10 protein-coding genes are annotated in these 12,123 nt (G+C 72.0%); 2 read left to right on the forward strand and 8 right to left on the reverse strand.

Going from position 1 to position 12,123, the window contains the following annotated elements:
* Positions 1-35 precede the first annotated feature (35 nt).
* The 6 genes from ACFQ80_RS21590 to ACFQ80_RS21615 all read right to left on the reverse strand — a co-directional run bounded on the left by ACFQ80_RS21590 (position 36) and on the right by ACFQ80_RS21615 (position 8,032).
* A complete protein-coding gene (locus tag ACFQ80_RS21590; RefSeq protein WP_430565088.1) occupies positions 36-2,114 on the reverse strand; it encodes a beta-galactosidase in 2,079 nt (692 codons plus the stop codon).
* Positions 2,115-2,147: 33 nt separating this feature from the next.
* Positions 2,148-2,828, reverse strand: a complete 681-nt coding sequence (locus tag ACFQ80_RS21595) for a glycosyltransferase (protein WP_430565089.1) — start codon at positions 2,826-2,828, stop codon at positions 2,148-2,150.
* Complete coding sequence (locus tag ACFQ80_RS21600; RefSeq protein WP_430565094.1) at positions 2,828-4,369, reverse strand: xylan 1,4-beta-xylosidase; 1,542 nt, start codon at positions 4,367-4,369, stop codon at positions 2,828-2,830. Before ACFQ80_RS21600 ends, ACFQ80_RS21595 begins: the two co-directional genes overlap by 1 nt.
* Before the next feature lie 3 nt (positions 4,370-4,372).
* Positions 4,373-6,040: an extracellular solute-binding protein gene (locus ACFQ80_RS21605; RefSeq protein ID WP_430565090.1), complete on the reverse strand. Its 1,668-nt coding sequence runs from the start codon at positions 6,038-6,040 to the stop codon at positions 4,373-4,375.
* 76 nt (positions 6,041-6,116) lie between these two features.
* On the reverse strand, positions 6,117-7,025 hold the full coding sequence (locus tag ACFQ80_RS21610) for a carbohydrate ABC transporter permease (protein WP_430550757.1): 909 nt from the start codon (positions 7,023-7,025) through the stop codon (positions 6,117-6,119).
* A 5-nt stretch (positions 7,026-7,030) separates the two neighbouring features.
* Positions 7,031-8,032: an ABC transporter permease gene (locus tag ACFQ80_RS21615; RefSeq protein ID WP_430565091.1), complete on the reverse strand. Its 1,002-nt coding sequence runs from the start codon at positions 8,030-8,032 to the stop codon at positions 7,031-7,033.
* A 259-nt stretch (positions 8,033-8,291) separates the two neighbouring features.
* Here ACFQ80_RS21615 and ACFQ80_RS21620 point away from each other — a divergent pair, with 259 nt between their 5' ends.
* Entirely contained in the window at positions 8,292-9,320 is a 1,029-nt protein-coding gene (locus ACFQ80_RS21620) for a LacI family DNA-binding transcriptional regulator (protein ID WP_430550759.1), read from the forward strand.
* Positions 9,321-9,456: 136 nt separating this feature from the next.
* Here the strand turns inward: ACFQ80_RS21620 and ACFQ80_RS21625 are convergent, their stop codons facing one another.
* Both ACFQ80_RS21625 and eda read right to left on the reverse strand, forming a co-directional pair.
* Positions 9,457-10,563, reverse strand: a complete 1,107-nt coding sequence (locus ACFQ80_RS21625; protein ID WP_430550760.1) for a sugar kinase — start codon at positions 10,561-10,563, stop codon at positions 9,457-9,459.
* Positions 10,564-10,597: 34 nt separating this feature from the next.
* Positions 10,598-11,251: a bifunctional 4-hydroxy-2-oxoglutarate aldolase/2-dehydro-3-deoxy-phosphogluconate aldolase gene (eda, locus tag ACFQ80_RS21630; RefSeq protein ID WP_430565092.1), complete on the reverse strand. Its 654-nt coding sequence runs from the start codon at positions 11,249-11,251 to the stop codon at positions 10,598-10,600.
* Between the two features lie 67 nt (positions 11,252-11,318).
* Here eda and ACFQ80_RS21635 point away from each other — a divergent pair, with 67 nt between their 5' ends.
* Positions 11,319-12,059 carry an IclR family transcriptional regulator gene (locus ACFQ80_RS21635; protein WP_430565093.1) on the forward strand — a complete coding sequence of 247 codons (741 nt, stop codon included), beginning with the start codon at positions 11,319-11,321 and terminating at the stop codon, positions 12,057-12,059.
* Positions 12,060-12,123: the final 64 nt, after the last annotated feature.

A 12,123-nucleotide genomic window follows, 5' to 3' on the forward strand; every position in this document is an offset into this window, starting at 1 on the left:
GAGGTAGTCACTGGACTACCTCGCGGGCGCGCGCACTACCTCTGCGGGTCCTCACGGAGGACGACGACGTCGGTCGGTTCGAGGTGCAGGGTCTCCCCCGCGACGACGGCGCGGCCGGTGAGCAGGTCGGTCCCCGAGGCGTGGGCCGCGACGTCGACGGCGTCGGACCGGTGGTTGAGCACGAACGCCGTCCGCGCGCCGTCGGCGCCCTCGCGGACCGCCAGCTCGACGTCGTCGGTGTCGGCGTACGGGCCGACGAGGCCGTGCCGGCCGAGCACGCGGCGGACCACCCAGGCGACGCCCGCGTCGTCGAGCGCCGTCGCGACGTACCAGGCCTCGCCGCCGTCCTCCCCGCCGTCGTGGCCTCCGGGGCGGTGGCGCGTGACCGCCGGCGTCCCGGCGTAGAACTCCGCGCCGTAGGTGCCGACGACCTCCGCGCCCTCGGGCACGAGCACCTCGAAGACGAGCGAGGCGGCCGCGACGGCGTCGTCGCCCGCGCCGTCCTTGAGGGTGACGGGGTTGGTGACGCCCGGCTCGGCGGAGTCGGTCTCCTCGACGCGCAGGCCGAACAGCCGACCGAGCGGCCCGGGGGCGTCCATGAGGAAGGCGTTCGCGTCCACGTCGGCGCGACCGGACCAGTACGACGCGAGCACGGAGCCCCCGCGCGCGACGACGCCCTCCAGGCGGTCGGCGACGTCGCCCTTGAGCACGTGCAGCATGGGCGCGAGCACGACGTCGTAGCGGGACAGGTCCGCGGTGACCGGGACGACGTCGACCTGCGCCCCCGCCTGCCACAGCGCGCGGTAGTAGGCGAGCACCGTGTCGACGTAGCGCGCGTGCCGGTTGAAGCCGTCGGTCATCTCCGCGGCCCACCACGAGTCCCAGTCGAAGAGCAGGGCCACGCGGGCGGGGGTGCGAGCCCCGAGGACGGCGTCGCCCAGCGCGTCGAGCTCGGCGCCGAGGGCAGCGACCTCCCGGAACGCGCGGGTGTCGGTGCGGCCGGCGTGGTCGAGGACGGCGCCGTGGTACTTCTCGCACGCCCCCTTCGACTGCCGCATCTGGAAGTACAGGACGGCGTCCGCGCCGTGCGCCACGGCCTGCCACGACCAGAGCCGCAGCACGCCCGGCCGCTTGACCGGGTTGACGTCGCGCGAGGCGGTGATGGTCGGCGTCTGCTCCATGACCCAGAACGGGGCGCCGTCCTTGAGCCCGCGCACGACGTCGTGGGCCAGCGCCATCCGCGCGTGCTCGCGCTGGCCGGGCGGGTAGTTGTCCCAGGAGGCGAAGTCCAGGTCGTCGGCCCAACGGTGGTAGTCGATCGGCCGGAACATGCCCATGAAGTTGGTCGTCACGGGGGTGGTCGCGTCGTGCGCGCGGATGCGCTCCTTCTCGTCGCGGTAGTTCGCGAGCATCGCGTCCGACATGAACCGCCGGTAGTCGAGCGTGATGCCCTGGAAGGCCGTGTGGTCCGGCCCGCGCCAGTGCTCGCTGAGCATGTTCGGCGGCACGACCTGCTCCCAGTCGCTGAACGTGTGCGACCAGAACGCCGCGTTCCAGGCGTCGTTCAGGCGCTCCAGCGTGCCGTACCGCGCGCGCAGCCACTCGCGGAAGCCCGCGGCGCACAGGTCGCACCAGCAGCCGCCGTCGAACCCGCCGTACTCGTTGCCCACGTGCCACGCGACCAGGCCGGGCGTGCCCGCGTAGCGCTCGGCGAGGCGCCCCGCGAGCTCGGCCGACAGCCGCCGGTACACCGGCGAGCTGGGACACGCGTTGTGCCGCTGCCCGTACACGTGCCGCCGGCCCTGGAAGTCGGTGCGCTCCACCTCGGGGTGGCGGTGGGCGAGCCACGGCGGCAGCGCCCCGGTCGACGTCGCGAGCACGACGTCGCGGCCCGCGGCCACGGCGCGCTCGACGATCGCGTCGAGCAGCGCGAAGTCGTAGGTGTCCTCGTCGGGCTGCAGCGTCGCCCAGGAGAAGACGTTGAGCGTCACGGTGTCGATCGACGCCAGGTCGAACGCGGCGTGGTCGGCCTCCCACACCTCCCGCGGCCACTGCTCGGGGTTGTAGTCGCCGCCGTAGCGGACCTTGCGGCCGGCGGGCAGGTGGGCGGACATGACGACGTTTCCTCCGGAGGTCGGTGGTGCGGGTCAGGCGACGAAGCGTGCGCGGACGTCGTCCAGCACGGGCTGCGCGACGCGCAGCAGGAAGGCGAGCCACGCGGCGGCGACGAGGGCGAGCGCCAGCTCGCCCGCCACCCACACCACGCCGCCCGCCACGACGACGAGCGCGAGCAGACCGACGGTCACGGACGGCCGCCGGCCGAGGTAGTAGACGGACAGCCGGGCCACGTCGCGGGCGCGGAAGGAGAACAGGGACACGAGGACCAGCGCCTGCACCGCCCAGAGCAGCACGGCGAGGCCCACGGCACCCAGCACGACGGCGTAGGCCACGGAGATCCCGGCGGCCTCGCGGTGCACGACGGACGTGAGGACGACGCCGAGCACCGCCGTCGCCGGCACCCACAGCCGCAGCGCGTCGAGCCAGCCCAGCCGCAGGCCGCGCACGAAGGTGCTGCCCGGCACGGGCTCGTCGGTGCCAGCGCGCGCGTGCAGCGCGAAGATCCCCGCGGCGAGGAACGGGGCCGCGGGCGCGAGGCAGAGCGGCACCAGCAGCGCGTTGCCCGAGGACCGGTCCAGGAGCGTGAGCAGCACCAGCGTCGGCACGCAGCCGAGGGCGACGAGCACCCCCACGACGAGGTACCAGTAGACGCGCGCCGTGATCCGGCCCAGCACGCCGTCCCCGAATTCGCGGGGCGCCGCGGCCGCCATCAGGACGCCCCGCCGTCCTGGCCCGGCCCGCGACCGAGGATGCGCGCGTCGTCGAGCCAGGGCGGCGTCTCGTCGCGCACCGGGTCGATCTCCACCAGCGTGACCTCGTGCCGGGCGAGCGTGAGCGCCAGGTCGACCCGGCCGCCCGACACCTCGAGCGACGTGTGCGAGCGACCCGGCACCGACGCCTCGTGCAGCAGGTCGAGCTGCCGCGACGTCGGGGACGCCGGGCGGCCCAGGTGGCGCCACGCGCTGAACGCGTTGCCCTCGTCGTCGTTCACGCGCGAGCGGTGCACCGACGCCCGCCGCGTCGCGGCGTCGCCGACCGGGACGCTCAGCCGCAGCTTGTGCCGGTCCGGCTCCTCGGCGTCGGCGGTGCCGCCCACGGGCTGCCAGGCCAGCACCGCCACCCGGCCTCCGTCGTCGCGCGTCACCAGGTGGTCCAGGCCCCGGTGCAGCACCTCGGGGCCCATCCGCGCCATGAAGGCGTAGAGGTGGAACACCGGCTTGCGCAGCTGCCGGTGCCCGAGCATCCCGAAGCCGCCGTGGAAGACCGAGGTCGGGACGTTCTCCTCCTCGAAAACGTCGCAGAACGTCCAGTAGGAGAAGGAGTCGACCAGGTCGCCGCCCTCGGAGAGCACGGGCGCCAGCGACGCCGCCTGGTAGGCGGTGTCGTGCACCGGGTTGTCCGGCCGGTAGCTGGTGCTGAACTCGGTGACGTGGGCGGGCAGCCCCTCCAGGCGGGTGCCCGCCAGCAGCTTCGCCGGGACGGCGAACTGGTCCAGCAGGTCCCGCGGGTGCCGCAGCGTCTGGTAGGTGCCGAACGGCACGTGCTGGGCGGGCCCGGTGGTGTAGGCGTGGAAGGACACGAAGTCCACCGGCACGTCCCGCCGCTCGACGAACTCCGCGAACGGCGCCCACCATTCGTCCGCGCCGGGCGAGATCGCCGGCCCACCCACCTGCAGGTCGGCGTCGACCTCCTTCACCGCGGCCGCGGTGACCTCGTAGAGCCGGAAGTACGCCTCCTGCGACGCGCCCTCCCAGAACTGCGCCAGGTTCGGCTCGTTCCACACCTCGACCGGCCACCGCCGCACCTCCTCGAGGCCGTAGCGGTCGATCGCGTGCCGCACCACCGCCTGGACGAGGGCCGCCCACTCGCGATGGTCGCGCGGCGGCGTCACGTTGCCCTTCCACCAGAACACGGTCTGCTCCCCCGACGCGAGCGCCGACGGCATGAACCCGAGCTCGAGGAACGGCCGGATGCCCTGCGCGAGCCACGCGTCGAGCACCTGGTCGGCGTACGTGAACGCGTACCGCGTGCCACGGTGGCCCGCCGCGTCGTAGGGGCGGTGGATCCCGACGTCGTCGGACAGCAGGCCGTGGCCCCGCACGTAGCGGAACCCGATCTCCCGCTGCACCACCGCGAGCGAGTCCTGGTAGTCCTGACGCAGCGCGAGGTTGAGGCGGCCGGTGCCGACGCACCGCCGCCACGCCTCGGAGAGCGTGGCGGCGGGTGCGTCGGGGACGACGACGGTGGTCAGGGCTCAGCCCTCCTGGCGCGCCAAGGCGGTGTTGACGGTCTCGACGAGCTGCGTGGCGCCCAGCCCCTCGATCTCGGCGACGTACGCGTCCCACTCGTCGAGCGAGCGCTGGCCGGTGATGAACCCGGCGGTCGCGGACTGGACGGCGTCCTTGAGCTGCGTGTCGAGCAGCGAGTTCTGCTCGAGCTCCATCTCGTTGAGGCGGGGCGCCGGGGCCACCGGCAGCACCTCCTTGGCGTCGAGCACGGACCGGGTCCACTCCTTGACCTCGTCCGACATCACGGACTCGAGCAGGTCCTGCGTGGAGCCGTTCGCCAGGAGGAACACGCCGTTGCTGTAGCCGAAGTCGGTGTTGAGCTTCTTCGGCGCGCCCGCGTTGATCGCGTTCCAGCTGATGTCCTCGTTCAGCTCACGGGTGCCGTCCGAGCCCTTCGAGTACGTCTCGCCGTCCACGCCCCACTGGGCGAACTCGATGCCCTCGTCCGAGTAGTACTGCCAGTCGACGTACTGCAGCAGCGCCTTGAAGTACGGCTGCTCCGCCGCCTTGCTGGAGATCATCAGGCCGCTGGAGAGCTGGCTCGCGGCGAGGTTGCTGCCCGCCGGGCCGCCCGGGATGGTGAGCAGGCGGGTGGTGATGTCCTTGCCGCCGTCCTTGATCGCCGTGCGGTACGCCGTGATCTCCTGGGTGTTGCTGGACACGGCGGCGGACTTGCCGGACACGAACTTCTGGCGGGCCTGGTCGTCGGACTGGGTGATCTCCGGGTCCATGACGCCCGCGTCGACCCAGCCGTGCACCGTCTCCAGGAGCTGCTTGTACGCGTCGCTCGTGCCGTTGAAGACGTACTCGCCGGAGTCCTGGTCGAACCAGGTGTTGTTGTAGCCCCACCCGCCCGCGGCGCCGTAGTTCGGACCCATGACGTTGAGCAGCGCGCCGAGCGTGCTGACGTCCGTCCAGCGGTCGGAGAAGGCGTAGTCGAGACCGGGGTTCGCCTCCTTGACCTTCGCCAGGTCCTCGGTGAACTCGTCCCAGGTGGCCGGGTCCTCGGTGACCCCGGCCTTCTTCCACATGTCGTCGTTGATCATGACCGTGTACTGCACGTCGGGGATCTCCCGCAGGCCCGGCAGGATGTAGTACTTGCCGTCGTCCTGGCGCAGGTTGTCGATCTCGTCCTGGAGGCCCCAGTCCTCGACCTTCTGCGCGAAGTTCGGCATGTACTCGAGGTAGTCGGACACGGGCAGGAGCGCGCCGCCCGAGACGAACTGAGTCTCCTGGCCGGGGTAGGTCACCGGCATGAGGTCCGAGGCCTCGCCCGACCCGATGAGCAGCGCCTTCTTCTGGTCCCAGTCGGCCAACGGCACGTCGGTGCGGGAGAACGTGACGTTCCGGTCCGCCTCGAGGTGCTCGAAGACCGACCAGTCGTCCTGCACCTCGTAGTCCGGGTGGTCGCGGTACATCAGCGAGAACTCCACCGGCTCCGTCGCCTTGAACGACGTGCCCGCCGCGAAGTCCTCCATCGCGCCGACGGAGTGGTCCGCGTCGATGGTGGCGGCGTCCGGGCTCGCGCCGTCGCCGCCGTCGTCGCCTCCCCCGCTGCCGCAGGCCGCCAGCGTCAGGGCCAGGGTCGTCAGCGACGCGGCCGCGACGGCCGCCCGCATCCGGGTGTTCCTCATGTCTTCTCCTCGTGTGACGAGCGTCGTCGCTCTCGAGCGGGATGTGGTGCGTGCAGTGCGGGTGATGACCGGCCCGTCAGCCCTTGACGGAGCCGAGCATCACGCCGGAGACGAAGTACCTCTGGATGAAGGGGTAGAAGCAGATGATCGGCAGCACGGTGAGCAGCATCGTCACGGACTGGATGTTCGCGCCGATCTGCACGGCGTCCTGCGTCGGGTCGGCCGCCGGCGACGCCGCGGCGATCATGTTCCGCAGGTAGACGGTGACCGGGAACAGCTCCTTCTGGTCCAGGTAGAGGAAGGCGTTGAACCACGAGTTCCACAGGCCGACGGCGTAGAACAGCGTCATCGTGGCCAGCACCGCCTTGGACAGCGGCAGCACGATCCGGAAGAAGATCCCGTACGTCGTGAGGCCGTCGATCGCGGCCGCCTCCTCGAGGTCGCTCGGGAAGTTCTCGAAGAACGACTTCATGACCAGGAGGTTGAACACCGAGATGGCACCGGGCAGCACGATCGCCCAGAGGGTGTTCCGCATCCCCAGCACGTCGGCGACGAGGATGTAGTTCGGGATCAGGCCGCCGCTGAAGAACATCGTGAAGACCGCGATGCCGATGAAGAACGTGCGGCCCTTGAGGTGGCGGCGGCTCAGCGCGTAGGCGTACGGGGTGGTGAGCGCCATCGACACGAACGTGCCGACCACCGTGTAGACGACGGTGTTCTTGTAGTTGGTCCAGAACATCGCGTCGCCCATGACGTACTGGAACGTCTCGACGTTGAACCCCCGCGGCAGGAGGTTGACCTCGCCGGCGGCGATGAAGCCCTCCGACGAGAACGCCTTCGCCACGAGGTTCACGAACGGGTACAGCGTCACGGCGCACACCACGAGGAGCACGACGACGTTGGCCACCTTGAAGGTGCGGTACCCGGCCGTGTCCTTGACGGTCGTCGCCTCGGTCCGGACGGCGGCGAGGTCGGGGGTGGGCATGCCGGTCACCACAGCGAGGCTCCTACCGTGCGGCGCGAGACGAAGTTCGCGGTGAGGACGAGGACCAGGCCGATGAGCGCCTCGAAGAGGCCGATCGCCGTGCCGTAGGAGAACTGGGCCGACTGGATGCCCACCCGGTACAGGTACGTCGAGATGACGTCCGCCGTGGAGTAGATCAGCGGGTTCTGCAGCAGCAGGACCTTCTCGAACCCGACCGCCATGAAGGAGCCGATGTTGAGGATGAGCAGCACCATCATCGTGGGGCGGATGCCGGGCAGCGTGATGTGCCAGGTCTGCTGCCAGCGGTTCGCGCCGTCGATGCGGGCCGCCTCGTAGAGCTGGTCGTCGACGGTCGTCAGCGCGGCGAGGTAGAGGATCGTGCCCCAGCCGACGGTCTGCCAGACCTCCGAGCTCACGTAGATCGTGCGGAACCAGTCGGGCTGCTGCATGAACGCGATCGCGTCGCCGCCGAACGCCTCCACGACCTGGTTCACCGTGCCGCTCACCGCGGTGAGCTGGAGCACGAGCCCCGCGACGATGACGATCGACATGAAGTGCGGCAGGTAGGAGATCGTCTGCACGATCTTCTTGAACCGGCGCGACCGCAGCTCGTTGAGCATGAGCGCGAGGATGATCGGCAGCGGGAAGCAGATCGCCAGCGTCAGCAGGCCCAGCACCACGGTGTTCCAGAACACCTGCCAGAACTGCTGGTTGTGGATGAACATCTCGAAGTAGTAGAAGCCGACCCACTCGTCGCCCAGCGGGCTGCCGCCGGGGCGGAACCGGCGGAACGCGATGACGTTCCCGATCATCGGCACGTACTTGAAGATCAGGAAGAACAGCACCGGCAGGACGACGAACGAGTACAGCCGCCAGTCCTTGCGCAGCGCCTGGCGCCACGTGGTGCGCGCCCGCCCTTGCCGCCGTGGTTCGTCCCGCGGTGGTGGTGACGACGGTGCGTCGTCGATCGGCGGGACGGTCGTCACCATCCCTGCGGCCTGCGCCATGAGTCCCCCAGCCGTCACGTCGTCGTGTGGTCCGCCGGTCGCAACCTCGCGCCGACGATCCGAAAGTTTCGTCATTGAAAACGTTCTCCAACTGCGGCCGAGAGTAGGGGGAGCTTTCGGTGATGGTCAAGCACCCGGCCGATCACGGTCTGATCACGGCGCCCGTGAACGTCCAGAGCACGCCCGAGGTCGTGTACGGTCGAGCCGAAACTTGCGGTCGATCGCCCGAGCGCGACGCCGCGTCACGACAGGACGGACGATGAGCACCCCCACCCCGCAGGGCCCGACGCCGACGATCGCCGAGATCGCCCGGGAGCTCGGCGTGTCCGCACCCACGGTGTCGAAGGTGCTGAACGGCAGGACCGACGTCGCGCCGGCCACCCGCGACCGCGTGGAGGCCGCGCTGGAGCGGCACCGCTACCGGCGCCGCCGGGCCGTGGCTCCCCCGGTCGGCGCGGGGCTCGTGGACCTCGTCTTCCACCGGGTCGGCTCGGCCTGGTCCACGGAGATCATCCGCGGCGTGGAGGACGCCGCCGCGGCCGCCGGGGTGAGCGTCATCCTGTCCGAGCTGGGCGGGAAGCACCGCCCGCCGACCACCTGGCTCGAGACGACGCTCTCCCGCCCGCCGCTGGGCGTGCTGCTCGTCGCGGCCAGCCTCAGCTCGTCGCAGCGGCCCCGCCTCACCACGCGCGGCATCCCCTACGTGGTCATCGACACCGACGGCGAGCCCCCGCCCGACGTGCCCACGGTGGGGTCGGACAACTGGAGCGGGGGGCTCGCGGCGACGCGGCACCTGCTCGAGCTGGGGCACCGGCGCATCGCCGCCATCTCGGGCCCGGGCAACATGCTGTGCGCCCGCGCGCGCCTCGACGGGTACCGCACCGCGCTCGAGGAGGCCGGGATCGCCTTCGACCCCACGCTGGTGCGGTCGGGCAACTTCGAGGTGGAGTCCGGTTACCGCTCCGGCAGCGAGCTGCTCGACCTGCCCGAGCGCCCGACCGCCGTCTTCGCCGGGTCGGACATGCAGGGCATCGGCCTGCTGCGGGCCGCGCAGGAGCGTGGCCTCTCCGTGCCGCGCGACGTGTCCGTCGTCGGGTACGACGACCTGCCCCTGGCGACCTGGACCGCGCCCGCGCTGACCACGGTCCGCCAGCCGCTGCTCGAGATGGCGACCACCGCGACGCGGCTGCTGCTCGACCTCGCCCGTGGCGAGACGCCGATGGCCCGGCGGGTCAACCTCGCCACCGGCCTCGTCGTCCGGGAGTCCACCGCTCCCCCGCCGAGGTAGCACGAGATCCCGCGAGGTAGCACGAGACCCCGCGAGGTAGCACGAGACCCCGCGAGGTAGTTCCAGGAACCGCGAGGTAGTGGACTACCTCGGCAGGACTCGGACTACCTCGCGGGGTCTCGGACCAGCTCCGCGCTCAGCGCTGGACGCGCGCGCTGCCGCCGCCGGCGAGCTTGGCGACCTCGGCGAGGGTCGCCGTCGTCGTGTCACCCGGCGTGGTCATGGCGAGCGCGCCGTGCGCGGCGCCGTACTCCACGGCCTGCTGCAGCGAGTCGAGCTCCAGGAGCCCGTAGGCGAGGCCGGAGGCGAACGAGTCGCCGCCGCCCACGCGGTCGAAGATCTCCAGGTCGGCGCGGTGCGTGGCCTCGACGAAGCCCTCGGCCCGCGACCAGGCGATGGCGCCCCAGTCGTTGACGGACGCCGACTTCACGCCTCGCAGCGTCGTCGCGATGACCTGGAAGTTCGGGTACGCCTCGGCGGCGGTGCCGATCATCGCGCGGAAGGCGCCGGTGTCGAGGTCGGTGAGGTTCTCGTCCACGCCCTCGACCTCGAAGCCGAGCGAGGCGGTGAAGTCCTCCTCGTTGCCGATCATCACGTCGACGTGGTGCGCGAGACGGCGGTTGACCTCGCGCGCCCGCTCGACGCCGCCGATGCCCTTCCAGAGGGAGGGGCGGTAGTTGAGGTCGTACGACACGATCGTGCCGTGCTTCTTGGCCGCGGTCATGGCCGCCTCGGCGACGTCGGCGGCCGACTCGGACAGCGCGGCGAAGATGCCGCCGGTGTGCAGCCAGCGCACGCCGGAGCCGAACAGGGCGTCCCAGTCCACGTCCTCGGGCTTCATCTGCGCGATCGCGGTGTTGCCGCGATCGCTGACGCCCACCGCGCCGCGCACGCCGAAGCCGCGCTCGGTGAAGTTCAGGCCGTTGCGCACGCTGCGGCCGATGCCGTCGTACTCGCGCCACTGCACCCAGGAGGTGTCGAGGCCGCCGGTGAGCATGAAGTCCTCCACGAGGCGGCCGACCTCGTTGTCCGCGAGCGCGGTGACGATCGCGCCGCGCAGCCCGAACGCACGGCGCAGGCCGCGGGCCACGTTGTACTCGCCGCCGCCCTCCCAGACGTCGAAGGAGCGGGTGGTACGCACGCGGCGGTCGCCCGGGTCGAGGCGCAGCATGACCTCGCCGAGGGCGACGGCGTCATACCGGCACTCGGCGGCCGGGCGGGTGGTGATCGAGGGGTTCGTCATGGTGTCGGTGCTCCTTGCAGGCTCGGCGGCGGGCTCAGACGGCGGCCGCGAGGGCGACGGCCTCGGCGGTGCGGCGGGTGATCTCGGCCCAGTCGCCGGCGGTCACGAGCGACTTCTCGACCATCCACGACCCGCCGACGGCGAGCACCGGGGCGAGCCCGAGGTAGTCGCCGAGGTTGGCGGCGCTCACGCCGCCCGTGGGCACGAAGCGCAGGCCGGGGAACGGCGCGGAGAACGCCTTGATCGCGGCGGGGCCGCCGACCACGGAGGCGGGGAAGAGCTTGACGACCTCGATGCCGAGGTCGAGCGCGGCCATGATCTCGCTGGGCGTGGCGACGCCCGGCAGGACCGGGACGCCGTGCTCCTGCGCGCGGCGCACGACAGCGGCCGACAGCCCGGGCGACACGATGTAGCGCGCCCCGGCGTCGACGACGGCGTCGACCTGGTCGACGGTGGTCACGGTGCCCGCGCCGACGACGACCTCGGGCTGGGTCTGCGCGACCGCGCGGATCGCGTCAATGCCGCCGGCGGTGCGCAGGGTGATCTCGGCGACGGGGAGGCCGCCGGCGACGAGCGCGTCGGCGAGGCGTGCGCCCTCCTCGGCGCCGTCGACCACGACGACGGGCACGAGGCGGTGGGCGCCGAGCGCGGCAACGACGTCGCCGGCCTGGGTCGAGGGGGAAGACATCCTGACTCCGTTTCGCTATGGTGAACGTACGTTGTTCACTACGGAACACCATAGAGGACCGTCCCCGATGACCCAACCCCCCAGCCCGCTCGGCAGCGTGGACAAGGCGCTGCTCACGCTCGACGCGCTCGCCCGCGCGGGTGCCGGCGGCGTCGCGCTGGCCGACCTCGCCGCCGAGGTGGGCGCCAACAAGTCGACGCTGCACCGCACGCTCGCGGCGCTGCGCCACCGGGGGTACGCCGACCAGCGGCCCGACGGCGCCTACACCCTGGGGGCGGCGGTGCTCTCCCTCGGGGCGGCGTACCTCGCCGAGGACAACCTGCCCGGCCTGCTGCGCCCGGCGCTGGAGGCGCTGCGCGACGAGGTCGACGAGCTGGTGCACCTCGGCACCCTCGCCGGGCAGGAGGTCGTCTACCTCGACAAGGTGGAGCCGCAGCGCCCGCTGCGCGTATGGTCCGCCGTCGGGCGGCGCATCCCCGTCGCGACGACGGCGCTCGGCCGGGCGCTCCTGGCTGCCGCGCCGGCCGGGGACGCCGAGCCCGACCCCACGCCCGACGCCACGCTCCGGGCGGCCCTCGCCGCGGCCCGGGATCGCGGGTACGCCACCGAGACCGAGGAGAACGAGCCCGGCATCGCGTGCGTCGCCGTCGCGCTGCTGCGCGCCGGCCGGCCCGTCGCCGCCGTCAGCATCACCGCGCCGGTCGAGCGCATGACCGGCGCCGCCCGCGACGAGCGCGTCGCGGCGCTGCGAGAGCTCCTGCCGCGGGTGCTCCCGACCGGCCTGACCGTCCCGGCGCCCTCGACGTAGCGATTCGTGGGGGGCGCGGGGGGGGGGGGGCGCGGAAAGCTACCAGGGGGGGGGGGGGGGGCCC

Origin of the sequence: Isoptericola sp. NPDC056578 (genome assembly GCF_042793275.1) — a bacterium.
GTDB lineage: Bacteria > Actinomycetota > Actinomycetes > Actinomycetales > Cellulomonadaceae > Isoptericola.